Source organism: Vibrio genomosp. F10 str. ZF-129 (genome assembly GCF_000287055.2).
GTDB lineage: Bacteria > Pseudomonadota > Gammaproteobacteria > Enterobacterales > Vibrionaceae > Vibrio.
On sequence record NZ_AJYQ02000095.1, the window covers coordinates 1 to 21407 of the forward strand.

General features: G+C 43.5%; 21 protein-coding genes. 9 read left to right on the top strand and 12 right to left on the bottom strand.

Annotated features, from left to right (window positions below; translation table 11 throughout):
- The 3 genes from A1QO_RS11030 to A1QO_RS11040 form a co-directional block, all read right to left on the bottom strand.
- Positions 1-1215 (bottom strand): methyl-accepting chemotaxis protein (locus tag A1QO_RS11030; RefSeq protein WP_017040931.1); only part of this gene is annotated, 1215 nt, incomplete at its 3' end.
- A 216-nt stretch (positions 1216-1431) separates the two neighbouring features.
- Positions 1432-2505 (bottom strand): AI-2E family transporter, encoded by a 1074-nt coding sequence (locus A1QO_RS11035; protein WP_017033288.1) that lies wholly within the window; start codon positions 2503-2505, stop codon positions 1432-1434.
- Positions 2506-2520: 15 nt separating this feature from the next.
- Entirely contained in the window at positions 2521-2814 is a 294-nt protein-coding gene (locus tag A1QO_RS11040; protein WP_241790445.1) for a sulfurtransferase TusA family protein, read from the bottom strand.
- A gap of 171 nt (positions 2815-2985) precedes the next feature.
- Between A1QO_RS11040 and A1QO_RS11045 the strand changes: the two genes are divergently transcribed.
- From A1QO_RS11045 to A1QO_RS11055, 3 genes are all read left to right on the top strand, one after another.
- Positions 2986-4440, top strand: a complete 1455-nt coding sequence (locus tag A1QO_RS11045) for a beta-barrel assembly-enhancing protease (protein WP_017039990.1) — start codon at positions 2986-2988, stop codon at positions 4438-4440.
- Between the two features lie 22 nt (positions 4441-4462).
- On the top strand, positions 4463-4807 hold the full coding sequence (arsC, locus tag A1QO_RS11050) for an arsenate reductase (glutaredoxin) (protein ID WP_017033291.1): 345 nt from the start codon (positions 4463-4465) through the stop codon (positions 4805-4807).
- A gap of 71 nt (positions 4808-4878) precedes the next feature.
- Positions 4879-5307 carry a DUF2069 domain-containing protein gene (locus A1QO_RS11055; protein ID WP_017038378.1) on the top strand — a complete coding sequence of 143 codons (429 nt, stop codon included), beginning with the start codon at positions 4879-4881 and terminating at the stop codon, positions 5305-5307.
- A 114-nt stretch (positions 5308-5421) separates the two neighbouring features.
- On the opposite strand, the gene A1QO_RS11060 is transcribed toward A1QO_RS11055, so the two are convergent.
- Positions 5422-6627, bottom strand: a complete 1206-nt coding sequence (locus A1QO_RS11060; protein ID WP_017034466.1) for a DUF2066 domain-containing protein — start codon at positions 6625-6627, stop codon at positions 5422-5424.
- Positions 6628-6884: 257 nt separating this feature from the next.
- On the opposite strand from A1QO_RS11060, the gene A1QO_RS11065 reads away from it, so the two are divergent.
- Positions 6885-8135: a uracil-xanthine permease family protein gene (locus tag A1QO_RS11065; RefSeq protein WP_017039989.1), complete on the top strand. Its 1251-nt coding sequence runs from the start codon at positions 6885-6887 to the stop codon at positions 8133-8135.
- A 133-nt stretch (positions 8136-8268) separates the two neighbouring features.
- Here the strand turns inward: A1QO_RS11065 and ybaK are convergent, their stop codons facing one another.
- From ybaK to hemA, 8 genes are all read right to left on the bottom strand, one after another.
- Positions 8269-8742 carry a Cys-tRNA(Pro) deacylase gene (ybaK, locus tag A1QO_RS11070; protein ID WP_017034464.1) on the bottom strand — a complete coding sequence of 158 codons (474 nt, stop codon included), beginning with the start codon at positions 8740-8742 and terminating at the stop codon, positions 8269-8271.
- A 152-nt stretch (positions 8743-8894) separates the two neighbouring features.
- On the bottom strand, positions 8895-10556 hold the full coding sequence (gene ushA / locus A1QO_RS11075; protein ID WP_017034463.1) for a bifunctional UDP-sugar hydrolase/5'-nucleotidase UshA: 1662 nt from the start codon (positions 10554-10556) through the stop codon (positions 8895-8897).
- A 420-nt stretch (positions 10557-10976) separates the two neighbouring features.
- A complete protein-coding gene (gene kdsA / locus A1QO_RS11080) occupies positions 10977-11828 on the bottom strand; it encodes a 3-deoxy-8-phosphooctulonate synthase (protein WP_017034462.1) in 852 nt (283 codons plus the stop codon).
- A 168-nt stretch (positions 11829-11996) separates the two neighbouring features.
- Positions 11997-12806 (bottom strand): SirB1 family protein, encoded by an 810-nt coding sequence (locus A1QO_RS11085; RefSeq protein ID WP_017034461.1) that lies wholly within the window; start codon positions 12804-12806, stop codon positions 11997-11999.
- A 127-nt stretch (positions 12807-12933) separates the two neighbouring features.
- Positions 12934-13314: a SirB2 family protein gene (locus A1QO_RS11090; RefSeq protein WP_017034460.1), complete on the bottom strand. Its 381-nt coding sequence runs from the start codon at positions 13312-13314 to the stop codon at positions 12934-12936.
- Positions 13315-13325: 11 nt separating this feature from the next.
- Positions 13326-14177: a peptide chain release factor N(5)-glutamine methyltransferase gene (gene prmC / locus A1QO_RS11095; protein ID WP_017034459.1), complete on the bottom strand. Its 852-nt coding sequence runs from the start codon at positions 14175-14177 to the stop codon at positions 13326-13328.
- Between the two features lie 11 nt (positions 14178-14188).
- Positions 14189-15277 (bottom strand): peptide chain release factor 1, encoded by a 1089-nt coding sequence (gene prfA, locus A1QO_RS11100; protein WP_017034458.1) that lies wholly within the window; start codon positions 15275-15277, stop codon positions 14189-14191.
- Positions 15278-15354: 77 nt separating this feature from the next.
- A complete protein-coding gene (gene hemA / locus A1QO_RS11105; RefSeq protein WP_017034457.1) occupies positions 15355-16614 on the bottom strand; it encodes a glutamyl-tRNA reductase in 1260 nt (419 codons plus the stop codon).
- Positions 16615-16778: 164 nt separating this feature from the next.
- Here hemA and lolB point away from each other — a divergent pair, with 164 nt between their 5' ends.
- The 5 genes from lolB to ychF all read left to right on the top strand — a co-directional run bounded on the left by lolB (position 16779) and on the right by ychF (position 21090).
- A complete protein-coding gene (gene lolB, locus A1QO_RS11110; RefSeq protein WP_017039988.1) occupies positions 16779-17387 on the top strand; it encodes a lipoprotein insertase outer membrane protein LolB in 609 nt (202 codons plus the stop codon).
- Position 17388: 1 nt separating this feature from the next.
- Positions 17389-18261 (top strand): 4-(cytidine 5'-diphospho)-2-C-methyl-D-erythritol kinase, encoded by an 873-nt coding sequence (gene ispE, locus A1QO_RS11115; RefSeq protein WP_017034455.1) that lies wholly within the window; start codon positions 17389-17391, stop codon positions 18259-18261.
- 29 nt (positions 18262-18290) lie between these two features.
- Positions 18291-19235, top strand: coding sequence for a ribose-phosphate pyrophosphokinase (locus A1QO_RS11120; protein ID WP_017040933.1), 945 nt, complete (start codon positions 18291-18293; stop codon positions 19233-19235).
- A 162-nt stretch (positions 19236-19397) separates the two neighbouring features.
- A complete protein-coding gene (pth, locus tag A1QO_RS11125) occupies positions 19398-19988 on the top strand; it encodes an aminoacyl-tRNA hydrolase (RefSeq protein WP_017034453.1) in 591 nt (196 codons plus the stop codon).
- 10 nt (positions 19989-19998) lie between these two features.
- Positions 19999-21090, top strand: a complete 1092-nt coding sequence (ychF, locus tag A1QO_RS11130) for a redox-regulated ATPase YchF (RefSeq protein WP_017039987.1) — start codon at positions 19999-20001, stop codon at positions 21088-21090.
- Positions 21091-21407 lie beyond the last annotated feature (317 nt).

Consider the following 21407-nt stretch of genomic DNA (forward strand, 5'->3'; position numbering starts at 1 on the left):
CGCTGCGCCTTGAGCATTATTGGCCACTTCGGTTGCCGTTACAGCCATTTCGTTCATTGCTGTCGCCAATTGCTCCAACTCTTGAAGCTGACTACGCATCGCATCGGCAGATTCATGGGCACCATGCACAATCATCTCGGTTCCGTTCATGATTTCATGACCAATACTTTTCGATTGAATAATTTGATTTTGTAACGTTTCAGTAAACTGGTTAAAACCTTTAGCCAACTCGGCAAATTCAGCATCAGTATTAGTATCAAGACGTTTTGTTAAGTCCCCTTGACCAGAAGCGACATCTTGAATCGCCGCGTTTAACGTCCCTAATGGGCGCATCAATACGCGAATCAATAGTGTCAAAACGATCACGCTTAAAATAACGCCAATCAACGTATAAATAACCGAGCTATTACGCAATTTTGCTATTGCCGAAAATGCAATAGACTCATCAACAATCGCGCCGACATACCAGTTTTCTGAAGGTACTTTCATGAATTGGACAAGGAATGTTGAACCATTCATCTCTATGTTCTGAACACCTTCTTTGATTTGAACTTCCGGCATATAGGTGGATAATTTTTGCCCGTTATTCTTTGTTTCTGGGTGTGCGATCGTCGTTCCATCATCAGTCACTATAAATAGGTAACCCGCATCCAGCAGGTTAATGCTGTTGACCAGATCCGCAAGTCCAGTGAGTTCCATGTCATAGAACATACCCGCCGTGAATTTGCCATTTTCTTTGACGGGCGTACCAATTGAAATAATAACGTTACTTGTAGATACATCGACATAAGGGGCCGTCACGACCAATCGACCTTTCGATTTTGCATCGATAAACCAAGGACGAACTCGTGGATCATAATCCGGGCCAGCTTCCCAACCGTCATCATTTTCAATAACAAAGCCATTCGAATCGTAACCAAAACCGACCGCTAGAAAGCTCGACTTCAAATTAGGCTTCTCTAGGATCATTTTTACGTAATCTTGATCTTGGGGATTAATCTCAATCACTTCAGTGGTCGACTGAGCCAGGGACTTTTTACTCTCCATTTCCGATGAAACAGTATTTTTTACCCCAACAACCATTTCATTCAAGCTACTGTTTACTAGATTCTCTACTTCCGATTGAACCGTAGATAACTGCTGAACAGACAGTAAAGAAACCGTAACAAACAACAATGCTGAAGACGCTGCCACAATTTTCTGACTAAATTTCATAACTTCCCTCGACTAGGTGACACCAAATTAGAATTATTCCACATGCTATATCGTCAAATTTTACAAAAACTTAATTACTTTTTTGTAAATAAATTGATGGCTATTTGTGACTTATAGGTAGAAGTATAGATGCAAAAGCAAAAAAAAAGCTCTACCTGATTAAAATCAATAGAGCTTTACTTTTATTTCAATATGTTACGATATAAAAACGATTTGTTAGGGGGTAATTTTCGGCTCTTCATCTTCATGGCTAGGCAGTGCATTAACCACGGCTTTGACTAATGTCGCCAGCGGAATGGCAAAAAAGACCCCCCAAAAGCCCCATAACCCACCAAAGACCAGGACCCCAACAATAATAGCAACAGGGTGAAGGTTAACGGCTTCAGAAAACAGAACAGGCACTAACACATTGCCATCGAGCATCTGAATAATGCCATAAGCAAACAGTAACCAATAAAACGGTGGTGTGAGACCCCATTGAAATAGCCCGACGATGGCAACCGGTACCGTCACCGCTGCCGCCCCGATATAAGGGATCAAGACAGAAAAACCCACCGCCACAGCGAGCAACACTGCATATCGAAGATCCAATAAAGCGAACGTAATGTAGCTTGCACCGCCAACAATTAAGATCTCAAGCACCTTACCTCGAATGTAATTCGAAATCTGCTGGTTCATCTCAACCCAAACTTTATCGGCCAAACGTCGGTTTCTTGGTAAAATACCACTCGCCATCGCCACCATTTCTTTCTTATCTTTCAACAAGAAGAACACCAATAGCGGAACAAGAATGAGATAGACAGCAAGCGTGGCTAAACTCACCAGTGATGCAAGGGATCCCTTAACCACACTTTCTCCCATACCAATCGCTTGATTTTTCATATTGATAATCAATGATTCAACTATCTGAAGATTGGCAAGTTCAGGGTAGCGTTCAGGCAAAATAGCGATAAAGTTTTGCAGGCCAATATACATATTGGGGATGTCGTTAATAAGATTGCCTACCTGTTGCCAGATAGTCGGAATTAACCCAAACACGGCCAATAACATCAAGCCAGTAAACGACAGAATAACAATGATAACGGCGAGCGTTCTGGGGATACGAAAACGACTAAGTTGGGTCACTGGCCATTCGAGCAAATAAGCCAACACAATGGCGACAAGCAAAGGCGCAATGAGATGACCAAAAAAATAGATGGTAATGAAACCAAAAAATAAAATAGCGACCAAGCTTACAGCGTGTGGATCTGAAAAACGTCGCTTGTACCAGCGACTGACCATATCTAACATTAAGCAGTGTTCCCTTTAATTTTGAATAACGACTTTAAGTCTAAAGCCGTCGTCTATTTTCTCACTAATCACTAAGTGGTTCTTCAAACGAAAGTAGCGCTCTACGTCTTGGAATGAGCTTTCATCAGAAAGGATAACTTCAGCCTCCTCCCCGACGGTTAGCGTTGTGACGTAACGTTTTGCCAATAGTAGCGCCATAGGGCAGCGTTCAGCACGTAAATCTAGAAGTCGTTCCACTTTTTGACTCGATACACTTAAGTAAGCCGCTATTGTATAGGGTTTTATGCAGCAAACAAAATTCAAGTTCATGTTTCATTACGGCGCCCTTGTATTTACGAGGGTATCAACGTTACAGTAGCCACTACCGCTTGCCATGCCGCTATATTTTGCCACTCTTCCAACAAAGAGCAGAAATAGTTGAAACAAAACAGGCTTTGCCGTGTCAATAACAACAATGAAAATGGAGTATTGTTGACTACTATGTTTAAACGCGCCCGCTCGTTAGTTTGCCTTTGCGTCGCCACGACTATTGCCAGCCCTTCAGTATCCGTAGCCAATAATATTGAGCTACCGGATATAGGCACCGCTGCGGGAGGAACCCTCACGATAGATCAAGAGATTGTCTATGGTGATGCGTACATGCGAATCCTGAGAAACAACCAGCCTATCATTAATGACCCTGTATTGAATGAGTATATCGACTCAGTAGGGCACCGATTAGTCGCCAGTGCTGACGACGTAAAAACCCCATTTACCTTTTTTATGATTCGAGATCGAAATATCAACGCCTTTGCATTCTTTGGCGGTTATGTTGCGTTGCACTCCGGATTATTTTTACACGCTCAAACAGAAAGCGAACTGGCTTCTGTTGTTGCCCATGAAATCGCTCACGTTACTCAACGTCACTTGGCAAGAAGAATGGAAGACCAAGCCAGACGTTCACCCGCTACATTAGCAGCACTTGCGGCTTCTTTACTTATTGCTATTGCGGCCCCAGAAGCAGGGATCGCTGCGGTTACCGCTGCAACTGCCGGCAATATGCAAAGCCAGATAAACTATACACGCGGTAACGAAAAAGAAGCGGACCGCTTTGGCATAAATACCCTGGCTAAAGCCGGTTTTGAGGTTCAAGCCATGCCTCGATTTTTTGGCCGACTCGCTGATGAGTACCGATACGCAAGTAAGCCACCACCGATGCTGCTTACCCACCCTCTTCCTGAAGATCGTATTACTGACAGCCGAGCTAGAGCACAAAATTACCCACCGATGCGTATTCAGCCATCTCTTGATTACCAGTTAGCAAGGGCTCGCATTGTGGCACGATACGCCGGTATCGAAGGTAAAGCAGCAATGGATTGGTTAGAACGTTCAGAAAAGAAGGTAGGTAAAGATATCGCCCCCGCTTTCCAATATGGAAAAGCACTGGTTCATTTAGATAACAAAGAGCTCGAACTAGCTGATGCCCTACTTCACAATTTGATTAAACTCGAGCCAAGCAATAATTTTTACTTAGATGCACTTTCTGATTTGTATATTGCACAAAAACAGCCTGAGAAAGCCATCGCTATGCTGTCAAAAGCACTACAATCTAAGCCCAATAACCCGGTTCTCACTATCAACTATGCTAACGCGCTGCTTGAGCAAGACAACCACCTTGAAGCCATTCGTGTATTACAACGCTACACTCATAATTTGAGTGACGATGTTAATGGCTGGCATCTGCTTTCAGAAGCGAACATTGCACTGGGCGAGAGTGCCGATGATCTTGCCGCACGAGCGGAGATTTTAGCCCTTAAAGCGAACTGGAACAAAGCGATACAGTTCTACACTCAAGCCAGCCAACTAGTCGACCTAGGTAGTCTAAAGCAAGCTCGCTTCGATGCGCGAATTGACCAACTCATGATTCAACGTGACCGATTCTTATCACTACAATAATTACATCAACAAGGAAGCCATTATGTCTGTCATCATCTATCACAACCCAAGATGTTCAAAGAGCCGTCAAACATTGGCGTTATTAGAAGAGAATAATGTTTCACCGACTATTGTGAAGTATTTAGAAACGCCACCAACAGCCGACACTTTGAAAGAACTCTATGCACAACTCGCTGTATCGAGTGTAAGAGACATGATGAGAGTCAAAGAGGAAGCCTACAAAACGCTACAACTTGATGACGCCAGCGACGAAGAATTATTTTCAGCAATGGCAGAAAACCCAAAATTAATCGAGCGCCCTATTGTGGTTTCAAATGGAAAAGCTCGTCATGGACGCCCACCAGAGAAAGTGTTGGACATCTTATAAATCCGCTCTGAGAGTCCCGTTTTCAAAACCGTAATAGAAACACAGTAAGGTAAGCAAGGATAAACAAGCCAATGGCACCTGACATGACAACCAGAACCAAACTATTTAGATTGCTCGCTCTTTTTGGCAATCTTTCACTCATTTCTTGGGTTGTATTGTGGCAATGGTATTTGTCCCCGCATCCCCATATCAATAACCTCACTCTCGCTATTGCATGGAGCGTGCCTTTATTGCTACCACTTCCTGGGATTCTCGCAGGTAAACCGTACACGCATGCATGGGCAAACTTTGTTTTAATGCTCTACTTTCTTCATGCCTTGGTTATTTTATACATTGGAGACGGAGAACGGGTGCTTGCTTCCGTCGAGCTGTGTTTAACAACGATGGCATTTATTGGCAACATTCTTTACGCTCGCGCTCGAGGTAAGGAGCTGGGCCTTAAACTCACACGTTTATCCGAGGTAGAGAAGCAAGAAAAAGCGCGCTTCGATAATTCATAACATGTCATTACAGCCGCCAAAAAAGTAAAAACCGCAGACATATCTGCGGTTTTTTATTGAGTATTTTTTCTGTTGGTTACTTTTTCTCTTGAATAAAAAGCATTCTGATAAAAACTAGTCCGTCTTCCACTCAAATCTTAATGTTCGAACCGCTTCCGTTGAATCATGGGATTGAATTTCCATCGAACTTTCTACTGGCGTATTAAGTTCAGAGGCGGTCGCTGCAGCTTCCACAATCACTGGTTCACCAACAACATCCGTATCAGCAGCGCTATTTTCTGAACCAGAGTGGTCCAAATTGTCGGGGGCATTCAACTCGCTAGGAGGAAATGTCTCCGTCGCTTTATTGATACCTTGAATGCGAAGCACTTCCTGTTCGAACTCTGCTTGAGACGCCAGTAAATGCACATTAAATGTCACGGTTGTCCCTTGAATTTTAACGATATCGAGGGAAGCAACAGAAGACAATGCTTTTAAATTATTTTCCAATTGGAAGAAATCAAGTGCACTGTCTATTGAGGTAAATTGAGCGATCACAGATTCCGAAGATTCACTCGCAACCATGACAGCATTTTTATTCGCGTAGTAATCGCTAACCGTATTGATCATATCTGCAGCAGATTGGGAGCCTGACTCAGTGCCGGTAATAGGTGCTTGAGTGCGTGACATCATACTCGATGGCTTTTGATCATAAAGCGTCCAACGAAGATTGTTCCCTTGAGAGCGAACGACCAAAACTGCATCACTCGGATAACGCTGGCTTGCCGTACTAATTGGCTCAACGAATCCACCCCAGACATCAGCGATGGAAATGCCTGTAATATCATCAAAATCCCCAATAGGCAAAGTAATGGGTAATCCGCGACGTTGCGCTTCACTTTTTATCTCGTTAAGGACAGCCGTTGATGAGTGTTCCCAGGAAATATTACGTTCAAAGTTTGAGTCTTCGACTAACCAAACCAGCAAGTTCGAACGAGATTCAGGCCAAAATGGGACTTGAGCTTGACTGAGCAGACCACGAATCTGAGGCGCATTGAACCCCATACGTATCGTTGATTGTTCATTGACTTGGTCATAACTGATTTTAGATAAATATTGAGAATGCTGACTCAGTGCTTTTTTTATCACCTCATTTTCAATCGCAGTGCGATCACCGGAAGCTCGGATGATGACTTCTTTCATACCTGCCACTCGCGCAGCAGCATCTCCGTTATCTTTTTCCTGATCGATGACAATTTCGGCGCGATATAAATCGACATTGGTCAGAGCGTGAGCAGAGACAGACAATAAACTTACGATCAATAAAACTAAATGACGCATATGTTTCCTACATAATGGCTAGCGAAAGTAGATGATAAGCAACTATCTACCCGTGAGCAAGAAATGGACTTCAAGATACCGTGAGAATTTGACTAAGACTGCCGCAATAGCAATCAGAATTCATAATTTATGTGAATTAATTTGATCTACCCCACCGCAAACGTTTTCGTAGGTGCTAAAATCCCTTCGTTTTTTAACATCGGCTTTCCAGCTAACCGTTCAACCACAACGACCACTTCAACCAACAGGAAACTACCATGAAAAATGCTATTCAGGGTGCACAAATGCTCTTTGTCGCCTTTGGTGCACTTGTACTTGTGCCATTGCTTACTGGGCTTGACCCCAATGTCGCCCTTTTTGGTGCTGGTGTGGGTACGCTTATTTTCCAAGTAATGACTCGTCGATCTGTACCCATTTTTCTAGCTTCATCTTTTGCTTTTATTGCACCGATTATGTTTGGGGTACAAACATGGGGTATTGGCGCCACCATGGGCGGACTGATGGCAGCTGGCTTTGTCTATGTGTTGATGGGCGCGGTTATCAAAATTAAAGGTGTTGAGATCATTCACAAACTTCTCCCACCTGTGGTTGTTGGCCCAGTGATCATTGTTATTGGCTTAGGCTTAGCCCCAGTTGCGGTTAATATGGCACTGGGAAAAACAGGGGACGGTAGTCTTCAACTGATTGACGGCACGGCTTCTCTTTGGATCTCAAGTGTGGCTCTTGTCGTTACGATTGCCATCAGTGTTTTTGCGAAAGGTTTTCTTAAGTTATTACCTATTTGCGGCGGTATCATGGCAGGTTACGCGCTTAGCCTATACTTCGGTGTTGTCGACTTTACTCCAGTGGCTCAAGCAGCATGGCTGTCTCTGCCGAACTTTACTGCGCCTGAATTCAATATCAATGCCATTCTATTTATGATCCCAGTCGCCATTGCACCGGCTGTCGAGCACGTGGGTGATATGCTTGCGATTTCAAATGTGACCAAAAAAGACTATCTCAAGAAACCAGGTTTACACCGCACAATTGCGGGTGATGGAGTAGCGACCATCGCGGCTTCAATGATGGGGGCGCCACCAAACACAACATACAGTGAAGTCACGGGTGCCGTTATGCTTACCAAGGCTTTTAATCCTGTCATCATGACATGGGCAGCAGTGACAGCGATTGTTCTCGCGCTTGTTGGTAAACTGGGCGCATTGCTTCAAACCATCCCAGTTCCGGTTATGGGCGGTATTATGATTTTACTGTTTGGCTCAATTGCAACGGTTGGTTTGAATACCCTGATTAAAAATAACGTCGATTTACACAAATCACGCAACCTTGTTATTGTCGCCGTGACACTTGTTTTCGGTATCGGTGGCATGGCATTTGGTATTGGGGAGTTCAGCCTGCAAGGGGTTAGCCTGTGTGGTATCGTGGCTATTCTTCTTAACCTAGTTTTACCGCATGATTTGGGCGAAAATCACATCGTCGATAATGCTCAAATGGAAGAAGAGATCAAATAAGCGCTCCTATTTATTACGTAGCTCCGATTTAGTACATAGCTCCAACTTAGTACATAGCTATCAAGCTTAAAAATACATAATAAAGGCCAAATACATTTTGTGTATTTGGCCTTTTTAGTTTCGCATCAGCGATTCAATCACACAAACAAGCAAAATGTGCATGGGTCAATTGAGCAAGATCTTGCGGGGAAAGTTCAATCTCTAAACCACGCTTTCCTGCACTCACGCATATTGACGGTCGCTCTGTCGCACTCATATGAATAAACGTGGGCAATCGTTTTTTTTGCCCAAGTGGACTGATTCCACCAACCACATAGCCCGTGACTTTTTGAGCGATATTCGCATCTGCCATGGCTGCTTTTTTGGCCTTCGCCGCTTTTGCCGCTAACTTAAGGCTTAACTGGTTTTCAACGGGAATAATGGCTACCGCTAAGTTCTTGGGCTCCCCATTTAAACAAAACAATAGAGTTTTGAAGACGGTGCTTGGATCTTGCCCTAACACCTCTGCGGCTTCTAACCCAAAACTTTTCGCCCTGGGATCATGTTCATACTGGTGGATCTTATGCGGCACTTTATTCTTAATTGCACACTCTATAGCAGGCGTCATGTGGCTGTCCTTTACTCGCGTGTCATCCGTCACGAAAAACCGAGTGCTTAATAGACCATAGATTGTATGAAAAAAAAAGCGGCGCACCTGAGTGCACCGCTTCTTTACTTATATCAAACCATTACTATCGCTCTGGTTTATTATTTTAATGCTTATTTGTAGACCATTTCACCTGAAGGTGCATAAAGGCTTACATCAACTGGGCTATTTGCTTCTAAGTATTCTTTCAATACTTCAGCATCAACAAACCCTGTGTTTACAAAACCTGGATGAGCGGTCAGTTTTGGATATCCATCGCCACCAGCCGCGTTATAGCTTGGTACGGTAAAGCGATACGTATCCTCAACGTTTAGCGGTTTGCCAGCAATCATCACATTCGATACTGCACCGTTTTCAACCGTCATTGAAATACCAGCAAACTGTGCGTACGCACCTGAATCAACCGGTTTAGTTGCCACCACATTTAGGTAATCGATAACCTCAGCACCTGACATGTCAGTATACGTAAGGATGTTGGCAAATGGTTGAACAATCAGAACGTCTTTATAGGTTACGTCGCCCGCTTCAATCGAGTTACGCACACCACCAGAGTTCATTACGGCAAAGTCTGCCTTCGCGCGCTCCATGTGTGCTGTTGCGATCAAACGACCCAGGTTGGTTTGTTGGAAACGAACCACATTACGGTCGCCTTCAAGCTTCTCATTAATCTCACTGATTTTCTCATTCAGCTGAGCTTGACCTTGCTCTTGGAAAGGACGCAAGAATTCAAGAAGCTCTTGATCTTGAGCAATTTCGTCTTCAATAAGAACACGTTGAGATTTACCATCAACTTTAATTTTCTTCTTCAAGTTAACAGGAATCAAATCGTAGCTGACCATTTCAAGTTCACCGTTTCGGAATTCATAGTCAGCTCGGCCAACATATTTACCCCATTCGTGCGCTTGTACAATGTAAGTACCATTTTGCATATCTGGCTTACATTCATCACTAGGATTGAATTTCTTGGTCACGACATTAGGCGCTTCCATACAAACAGGTTCTTGAGAGTGACCACCAACGATCATATCCAGTGAGCCTTCATCTAGGTAACGAGCTAAAGCAACATCACCAGGCGCATTAATGCCACGCTTACCATCTTCATAGTGACCCATGTGTGTCACAGCGAAAATAAGGTCTGGTTTTTCTGTTTTTTCTAATTCAGCAATCAGTTTCTTTGCTTCTTCTTTAGGGTCACGGAAGTCAATGCTACCAATAAACTCTGGGTTACCAATTTTCGCTGTATCTTCAGTGGTTAAACCGATAACAGCAATTTTGATGCCTTGCTTAGTGAACATTTCGTAAGCTTGGAATTTACGCTCGCCCGTTGCTTTGTCGTAAATGTTAGCCGATAACATTGGGAAGTTAGCCCAATCGATTTGCTGTGCTAAAACTTCAAGAGAGTTATCAAACTCGTGGTTACCTAATGCCATCGCATCGTAACCAATCTTGTTCATACCTTTAAAATCAGGTTCAGCATCTTGTAGATCAGACTCTGGTACACCTGTATTGATATCGCCACCAGAAAGAAGCAATACACTGCCACCTTCAGCACGAATTTCTGTACGTAATTCGTCGATCAACGTTTTACGTGCTGCCATACCGTACTCACCGTATTTGTTTTGCCAAAAACGACCATGATGGTCATTAGTGTGTAAAACGGTCAGTTTATATGTTGTATCTGCTTCCCACTCATGAGTAGGTTGAGTTGCACAACCTGCTAGAGTTGCAAGAATCGCTGCGCTTAGCGTCGTTTTTAGAATAAGGCCTTGCTTCATTGTCATACCTTTGAACTGTTGGGGGATCCACTGCATTTAATATCGACCCATATAGAATAGACCACACCATATTTTTGGTGCTTATGGCTCAATAAACTTGAACCAGTCTAAATTAACACAGCAAACCGTACACGAAGATTTCATATTTATGTCGATTAGATCACTATAAATAAGTGAATAAAGTGTAACGAAATTGAATGTTTTCATATCGCATTTCAATGGATCACAAGCAAACGTTTTACTGTGAAGTTAGGCATGAATTACGCTGAAGACAGGGCAATTGGCTGCGCCAGATACAAAAAAGGCCATCAAAATGATGGCCTTAGAAAGAAAGTGCGCCGTGTTATTAAGTTAAATCAGAGACGATTGCCCTAAAAGCACACACGCGACTCGATCTCACTGGCTACTTAATATCACTCACTATTTAATATCAATAGGTGCAAACCCTTTGATCAAATCATCAAGTGCTTTCATCTGGGCTAAAAACGGCTCAAGTTTATCAAGAGGTAACGCTGACGGGCCATCACATAATGCTTGGTCGGGCGTTGGATGCGCTTCAATAAATAGACCAGCAATCCCTGTTGCTAAGCCCGCTTTTGCTAACTCTACGGTTTGCTCACGTCGCCCACCAGATGCTGCTCCAGAAGGGTCACGCATTTGCAGTGAATGTGTCACATCAAAGATGATTGGACTGCCGTTAGATGCTTTTTTCATGACGCCAAAACCAAGCATATCCACGACTAAGTTATCGTACCCCATGCAAGAGCCTCGCTCACATAGGATGATATTCTCGTTACCACATTCAGCGAATTTATCGACAATGTTACCTACTTGATTTGGGCTCATGAATTGTGGTTTCTTAACATTAATCACAGAGCCAGTTTTAGCCATCGCCTCAACAAGATCGGTTTGGCGCGCTAAAAACGCAGGTAACTGGATAACGTCCACAACATCAGCAACGACCTGAGCCTGCGCCTCTGTATGAATGTCCGTGATGATTTTCACACCAAAAGTCTCTTTGATTTCTTGAAATATCTTCATGCCTTCATCAAGACCAGGGCCACGGTAAGAATGCACTGAGCTACGATTCGCTTTATCAAATGATGCTTTAAATACGTATGGAATGCCTAGTTTCTCGGTCACTTTAACGTAGTGTTCACAGATCTGCATCGCGAGATCACGAGACTCTAAAACATTCATCCCAGCAAATAAGGTAAATGGCTTATCGTTAGCTACTGGAATATCACCAATATTAACTACTTTTTGTTCCATTTTATTCTCTCTATATTGTTATGACTCGCACGCTATCCAATGGGCCTTTTAGCGTACGGTTTAATTGTCTAATGCACTTTTGGCAGCTTGGTGATTTCATTATTGAGTTGGTTTGATTGTTTAATGAACTTGTCTACCTAATGAACGCACTTAATCACTGTATTGGCTTTAATGAACAACCACACAGGTTTCACTCATGACACTGATTTGATTTTTTAACAGTTCACTCGCAGGGTCATCTGGGCACTGATCAACAAAATACTGAAAATCAGACGAAGCAATTTGATGGCAATCGAGCTGCTGATAAATAAAACCTCGATCACGGATTTCGTATGGATCGTCAGGGACAAACGTCAGCGCCAAATTTGAACATTGTAACGCTAAAGTATAGCGCTCCTCTCGAAGTAACGAGCTTTTTAATAATGCTAACCAACGACCTATAATCGTTGGATTATCCGCAACGTCCAGGTGTTTGGATTTTATTTGTGCAAGAGGCCCTTCTTGACCAATGAGCCAAGCTTGCAGTGTATGCATTGACACATATTCACCATCAAACGGGTTTAGGTAGAGAGGCTTCTCGCCGTACCAGGTCAGTTTAATAATGAATTGCGTTGGAAAAGTGACCCCTTCAATGGGAAAACCAAGTTTCCGACCTAGGTACAAAATCAGCGCACCTAAACTGACTGGAATGCCTTTACGACGCTCTAATACTTTATCAATGAACGCGTTATTAGAATTAAAGTACGCATCCTTATCCCCTTTAAATCCCCACTCTTGATAGAATAAACGTAAGAATGATTCAAACTTCTGTTTTTCATTATTCTCATGACAAAGGGCAAGCTCGGCTTCAGATAAAAGGCGCTCAAGTTCATTTTCAGCCCATTGTTTTTGCGTTGCTGGGTTGACGGCTTTGTTAAGCACTAACGCTCCCTCAGCCAACTCTAATGAGTCAAAATCTTCGTCAAAAAGTTCTCGCATTAACGATTGCCTGTACCTGTATTTATTGGGGTATGAATGGGCAGTATTCCCATCCGTTTAACTCTGTATGATCGCTTCCGACCGATTGCTTTACCACACCCTAGTATGTCTATCATAACCATGATGCTTACATAAACATCGAGGTTTTAGTGATCGCGACTTTTGCTGCCATAACTAACCAACCTAAAGCACCAAAGAATGAAAAGGTCTTTAGCCATTTGTTTTTGCCAAGTTTTAAAGCAAAAAATCCCAGCGCGATATAGGCAAGAACGCAGGTGATTTTTTCCGTTAACCAAGCACCTTCTGGTGTAAAAGGAACAAAGCCGGTAACAAACATCAAACCAAAGCCAGAAAGAAGCAATAGCGTGTCATTAACATGAGGGAATATTTTTAAAACCGGGTTATTGACGAGTTTTGAATCTGCCATCATCAGGGCAAAACGTACTGACAGTAACGTTGCGCTTAACGCGATAGTCAGCATATGAAAATGTTTAATTCCTTCGTACATTTACAGCTCTCTTATTGGTTTGTCTTCCATTGACCGAGAGTAACTCGATCGTTATTTCCATAATCTTTTTCTGTGACAACATGCTGGTAACCCAACGCTATCAAAATATCTCTTACCTGAGCGCCTTGTTCAAAGCCATGCTCAAACATCAGCCATCCGTCTTCTTCAAGAAAACCGATAGCCTGCTCCGATATCGTTCGAATATCGGCTAAACCATTTTCTTGCGCCACTAAGGCACTCATAGGCTCAAAGCGAACATCTCCCAATGCAAGGTGTGGATCGCTTTCATCAATATAAGGCGGATTGGAAACAATTAAAGCAAACTTTGTTCCACTATCGAGTGGGGAAAACCAACTTCCTGATAAAAATCGTGCATTTGTGATACCCAAACGCTTTCCGTTTTCAGCCGCGAGGTGTTGAGCGTCTTGTTTGAGATCGATGCCAATGACGGTTCTCTCTGGCATTTCAGAAGCCAAAGCTAACGCTATTGCACCTGTCCCCGTTCCCAAATCTAAGATCGAACCTGATTGACCCACCGATTTATCAAGGGCCAGTTCAACTAACCTTTCTGTATCTGGGCGAGGGATTAACGTCGTTGGAGAAACCTTCAACGGCAATGACCAAAACTCTCGTTCACCAACAATATATGCAATGGGCTCACCGGTGATACGCCGCTCAAGAAGGTTTTTAAAATCATCATCTTGCTGCTGAGTCAGCTCTTTTTCTGGCCAGGTTAATAAAAATGAACGAGGTTTATTTAAGCTATGACAAAGCAATACCGCGGCATCAAGGGAAGGCGATTCACTGCCGCTCTCTTGAAGCGCTGCAATAGCGCTGTTTAATGTTTGTTCTACCGTTAACACAATCGACTAACTTAGTTATTATCAGCTAGCGCGGCAAGTTGGTCCGCTTGGTGCTCGAGTATCACAGGATCAACCAGGCTTTGCATATCACCTTCAAGCACTTCGGTTAGGCGATATAAAGTCAAGTTAATACGGTGGTCCGATACTCGACCTTGAGGGTAATTATACGTACGAATACGATCACTACGATCACCAGAGCCTAATAGATTACGACGAGTATCTGACACTTCCGCTGCTCGACGAGCTTCTTCCGCTTGAACAATACGCGCAGCCAGGACTGTCATGGCTTTTGCTTTGTTTTTATGTTGCGAACGCTCATCTTGACACTCAACGACCGTACCCGTCGGTAAGTGAGTGATACGAATAGCAGAATCAGTGGTGTTGACGTGCTGTCCACCCGCACCAGAGGCACGGAACGTATCAATTTTCAAATCAGCCGCTTTAATTTCTGGCAAGTCGGCTTCCGGAATCTCAGCCATCACAGCAACGGTGCACGCAGAAGTATGAACTCGACCTTGAGATTCGGTTTCAGGTACGCGTTGTACGCGATGACCGCCTGATTCAAACTTCATGGTACCGTAAACCGCTTCACCGCTGATCTTCGCGATCATCTCTTTGTAACCACCCTGCTCTGAAGCATTGCAGCTCATCACTTCGACGCGCCAGCCTTTTTTCTCAGCAAATTTAGAATACATACGGAACAGGTTTCCGGCGAAGATGCCCGCTTCGTCACCACCAGCTCCAGCACGAATTTCTAAGAAACAGTTACGCTCATCGTTGGGATCTTTTGGAATTAATAGAATTTGTAGATCGTCGGTTAAACGTTCAATCGCTTCTTTTGCTTCTTTGATCTCTTCTTGCGCCATTTCACGCATTTCAGCATCGTCTTCTTTTGCCATTTCTTCAGCAGCTTCTAAATCTTCTTGAGCTTGCTGATAAGCTTGGAAACACGTCGTTACTTCTTCTAGCTGTGAGTACTCTCTTGAAAGAGCACGGAATTTATCTTGGTTACCAATGACATCTGGATCGCCAAGTAGATGTTGAACTTCTTCATAGCGTTCAACAAGAGTTTCAAGCTTTACTAAAATCGATGCTTTCATAATTCTTTTCTTAACTTAGGTTACAAAGGTCACTCAAAAGTGACCTTCCATATAAAATGATTTATTCGCGATGACAACTATTTCAGTTCATCGAGACCCAAACTTTGCCTAATAACAGCCAGCTTAGCGGGCTCCCCTTGCTCTGCTGCACTTTGAAGCGCACGAGTGGGAGCGTGTATCAATCGATTGGTGAGTTTGTTGCTTAACTCTAGCAATACCTTTTCAGGCTCACTGCCAGAAAGGAGTGACTGAAGGCTTTTTGCTAGCAACTCCTCTCGGATTTCATTCGAGGTATTGCGAAATTCTCTTATGCTATCTACCGCTTGCAATGATCTCAGCCAAGTCATAAATGTGGCACTTTCTTCACTCACGATCGCTTCAGCTTGTATTGCTTCGACTTTCCTCTGTTCCATGTTGCTTTCAACAATGGATTGCAAATCGTCGACAGTATATAGATAAGCGTCGTTAAGATCGCCTACTTGAGACTCAATATCTCGCGGTACGGCAATATCAACCAACAACATAGGTTGATGTTTGCGCGCTTTGAGTGCTGTTTCTATCATTCCTTTACCAATGATCGGTAACGGACTTGCCGTTGAACTGATCACAATATCGGCTTTAGCCAAGTGGCTGGGAATTTCTTCCAGGCTGATAACATGCGCGCCAAATTGATCCGCAAGCCCTAACGCCCGCTCACGAGTTCGGTTAGCCACTATAATGTTTGAACACCCGTTACTGGCTAAATGTTTTGCGACCAGTTCAATCGTTTCACCGGCCCCCACCAATAACACCGTTGAATCAGCAAGAGACTCAAAGATGTGTTTAGCAAGCGTACAAGCGGCATAAGCAACAGACACCGCACTTCCGCCAATTTCCGTTTCAGTGCGTACCCGTTTCGCGACAGAAAATGCTTTTTGAAATAACTTCTCGACCGATGAATTGACGGACTTTGCATCACGAGCATCAGCATACGCTTGTTTGACCTGCCCTAAAATCTGAGGCTCACCTAACACCAAAGAATCTAACCCGCATGACACTCGCATTAAATGGCGAATGGCCGCTTGTTCTTCATAGGTGTAAATACTCGGTTTTAGCTCTTCGGGACTCACTTGATGAAAGTGGGTTAACCACTCGATGACTTTGCTCTTTGTGGCCGACTTAGTATCACAATAAATCTCTGTGCGATTGCAGGTCGATAAAATGACGCTGCCATGCACGTTTGTATTTGCTTCCAATTGCTTTAACGCTTCAGATAATTTATCTGGGCCAAACGCTACTTTTTCTCGCAAATCAACAGACGCTGTATTGTGATTGATGCCAATAACAAGCAAGGACATGTATAGAAAGTTCTCAGATTAAGGGAAAGACATGTAGGCAGGGAATTTTACTTGATGCCCCCCGTTATTAAAAGAGTGAACGCGATTTGTTTTTCTGACTTCGTGATATCAATGTTATAGTAATGGGCATTGGCTAACGAGAATAGTACAAAGTGCAACCAGTTATGATTATCTTTCGTCGACTTATCTCTTTTATATTCACAGTTTTGCTTTTGGCCGGTTGTTCAACTCTTCCAGAAAGCCAAACCAGTGTCGAATGGCAAGCTCACCTGGACAAACTGCGTTCTATTACCCAGTATAAAACAATCGGAAAACTGGGATATATCTCTCCAGAGCAGCGCCAATCATTAAACTTTCAATGGAAGCACACACCTGTACTAGAGCAGCTTCGCCTGACAACGTTTATCGGTCAAACTGTTTTAAATTTATCAATAACAGAATCCGGTTCGGTGGTGAACACCTACGATAACCAAACCCTTTCTCACCGAAGTGCCGATGTATTGATTGAACAGCTAACTGGCTTAATGATCCCAATTGAACAACTTGAAGATTGGTTGTTAGGAAACCCGACCCTTGCTGATACTTACCAGTTAAACGACAACAACACATTAAGCACTTTGCAAAAAACAGTTGGACAACAGCAGTGGCGACTTCAATTCTTATCCTATCAAGATGTTGAATATCAAGGCTCTGTCCTACCGTTACCTAGAAAAATTAGGCTTATTCATCAAGATACAAGTATCAATTTAGTCATTGCCAACTGGATTTTATAGCATGATTCCGAGCACCACTCGCTGGCCATCTCCTGCCAAACTTAACCTTTTCCTGTACATAACAGGCCGCCAAGATAACGGTTACCATGAACTTCAAACTTTGTTTCAGTTTCTCGAACATGGGGACGAACTGACTATCACGTCCAATGAATCAGGCCATGTCACGCTGCTCAATCCAATCGATGGGGTGGAAACCACCGACAACCTGATATGGAAAGCAGCAGATGCACTGAAACGTTATAGCCAATGTACGTTTGGCGCTGAAATAGGCATCCATAAAGTCCTACCAATGGGGGGCGGTATCGGCGGCGGATCATCAAATGCAGCAACAGTACTCGTGGCCTTAAACCATTTGTGGCAACTTAACCTTAGCGATGATGAACTGGCCCGTATTGGACTCGCATTAGGAGCGGATGTGCCTGTCTTTGTTCGAGGGTTCTCTGCGTTTGCTGAAGGCGTTGGTGAAAAGCTCACCGAAGCCAAGCCCGACGAAAAATGGTATTTGGTGGTAAAACCTCAGGTCAGTATCTCAACGGCTGACATTTTTACTCACCCTAATTTAACGCGTGACACACCAAAAAAGCCACTAAATGTGCTGCTAAACGGGGATTACGAAAACGATTGCGAAAAAATTGTACGAATGCTGTACCCAGAGGTTGATCAGCAACTTTCATGGCTGCTACAATACGCGCCGTCGAGACTGACTGGAACGGGTTCTTGTATTTTTGCAGAATTTGACAGCAAAGATAGCGCGAATCAAGTTTTAGAATTACTCTCTGATACCGTCTCTGCTTTTGTGACGAAAGGACGAAATATTTCCCCGTTAAAAGAGACATTGGCTTTTTATAAAAAAGCCCACACCGAATTTACTTAAAAACTGGACGCAACCCTGAGGTTTCCACCGTGCCTGATATGAAGCTCTTTGCTGGTAATGCAACACCTGAACTAGCCCAACGTATTGCTGATCGTTTATACATCTCTCTTGGAGATGCTACTGTTGACCGTTTTTCTGATGGTGAAGTTGCAGTACAAATTAATGAAAATGTTCGTGGTAGTGATGTATTCCTGATTCAATCTACTTGTGCACCAACCAATGACAATCTAATGGAATTGGTGGTAATGATTGACGCAATGCGCCGTGCTTCAGCTGGCCGTATTACTGCTGTAATCCCATACTTTGGTTACGCACGTCAAGACCGTCGTGTCCGTTCAGCTCGTGTGCCAATTACGGCTAAGGTTGTTGCAGACTTCCTATCAAACGTTGGTGTTGACCGCGTTCTGACTATCGACCTGCACGCTGAGCAAATTCAAGGTTTCTTCGACGTACCTGTAGATAACATCTTTGGTACACCCGTATTGCTTGAAGATATGGCAAACCGTGGCCTAGATAACCCAGTCGTTGTTTCCCCTGACCTTGGCGGCGTTGTTCGTGCTCGCGCAACAGCAAAAGCACTGGGTGATGTAGATATCGCTATCGTTGATAAGCGTCGTCCACGCGCTAACGTTTCAGAAGTCATGAACCTAATTGGTGATGTTGAAGGCCGTGATTGTGTCATCGTTGATGATATGATCGATACAGGTGGCACTCTATGTAAAGCAGCAGAAGCGCTGAAAGAACGCGGTGCTAAGCGAGTATTTGCTTACGCGACTCACGCTGTTTTCTCTGGTACTGCAGCACAAAACATCAAAAATTCAGTACTTGACCAAGTGATCGTGACTGATTCGATTTCTCTGTCTCCAGAGATGAAAGCAACGGGCAAAGTAACAGAACTCAGCTTATCTCGCATGCTCGCTGAAGCGATTCGTCGCATCAGCAATGAAGAATCTATCTCTGCGATGTTTAACTAATTTACGTTAAACGCGTTAAGAGTCTCTACTCTTAAACCAGTAATTACACGGAAAGCACTTCATCTATTGAAGTGCTTTTTTATATCTAGCGCCAAGCTAGAGCCAAGCCTCTTTTCTGTGCTATGATACCGCGCTTTTTGATATTCCAGAGAGATCTAAACTTTGAGTCAGCAAATTAAACTGCTTGTTGGTCTAGCTAACCCGGGGGCTGAATACACCCGAACACGACACAACGCCGGAGCTTGGGTTGTGGAAGAACTAGCCAGAGTCCATAACGTTACCTTAAAAAGTGAAAGTAAATTTTATGGTTTAACCGGACGCATTCTTGTCAACGGTGACGATCTCCGCTTACTGATCCCAACGACCTTTATGAACCTATCAGGTAAAGCCGTTGGTGCGTTGGCCAAGTTTTATCAAATCAAGCCGGAAGAAATCATGATTGCCCATGATGAACTTGATCTCCCACCCGGAGTCGCGAAGTTCAAAAAAGGAGGCGGTCACGGTGGACATAACGGACTACGAGATACCATTAGCAAATTGGCTAATAATAAAGAATTTTATCGTTTGAGGATTGGCATAGGCCACCCTGGACATAAAGACAAAGTTTCAGGTTATGTGCTTGGTAAAGCTCCTGCAAAAGAGCAGGAATGTTTAGACGCAGCCATCGACGAATCTGTTCGATGCTTAGACATCTTATTAAAAGATGGTCTAACCAAGGCACAAAACCGCTTACATACGTTCAAAGCAGAATAAGGTTACTATCATGGGTTTTAAATGTGGCATAGTTGGATTGCCAAACGTCGGCAAATCAACACTATTTAATGCACTAACTAAAGCAGGCATCGAAGCAGCAAACTTCCCTTTCTGTACGATCGAGCCAAATACAGGCATCGTACCTGTGCCCGATCTTCGTCTTGACGCACTTGCAAAGATTGTAAACCCTCAAAAAATACTGCCAACAACCATGGAGTTTGTTGATATCGCAGGCCTTGTTGCTGGAGCATCAAAAGGGGAAGGCCTTGGCAACAAGTTCCTAGCTAACATCCGCGAAACTGACGCTATCGGTCACGTAGTTCGTTGTTTTGAGAATGACAATATTATTCACGTATCTGGCAAGGTTTCACCGATTGACGATATCGAGGTGATCAACTTAGAGCTTGCTCTTGCTGACTTGGATTCTTGTGAGCGTGCTCTTCAGCGTAACGCAAAGAAAGCCAAAGGCGGTGACAAAGACGCTAAGTTTGAAATAACGGTCCTAGAGAAACTGCTTCCTGTTTTCACCGAAGGTGGCATGGCTCGTACGGTTGAATTAAGCAAAGAAGAGATGAATGCCATTGGCTATCTGAACTTCCTAACCCTCAAACCTACGATGTACATTGCTAACGTCAGTGAAGATGGATTCGAGAATAACCCTTATTTAGATGCCGTTCGTGAATACGCAGAGCAAGAAAACAACGTGGTCGTGGCTGTATGTGCTGCCATTGAATCTGAATTATCTGAACTTGATGACGAAGATCGTGAAGAATTCTTAGCGGATATGGGCATTGAAGAGCCGGGCCTTAACCGCGTAATCCGCTCTGGCTACGATCTGTTAACGTTACAGACTTACTTTACCGCAGGTGTAAAAGAGGTTAGAGCTTGGACAATTCCAGTAGGAGCAACAGCACCTCAATCAGCAGGTAAAATCCATACTGATTTTGAAAAAGGCTTTATCCGAGCTGAAGTTGTTGGTTATGACGATTTCATCCAATATTCGGGTGAAAGCGGGGCAAAAGAAGCAGGAAAATGGCGTCTAGAAGGCAAAGACTACATCGTGAAAGACGGTGATGTTGTGCACTTCAGATTCAACGTATAATTCAATACGTTAGGTTCCCTTAGTTCCTTTAATATTAAGAGCCAGTTATCGTACTGGCTCTTTTTTATTAACAGTGATTAACGCGTTATACATGAGTTATTAATCTAGCTTTTATTAGTGATTGGCAGTGTATTTCGATCACAAATACGGCGCTTTGTTCAAAAAGAAACCGAACGATAGCTTTATCTGGATTTATTACAAAAAAGTATTGACGGTTTTGGCTCAACTCCGCATAATGCGCCCCGTTCCCAACAAGACACGTGCTTTTTGGTGAACAACAATTTGGAATGGCTACTTAGCTCAGTTGGTTAGAGCAC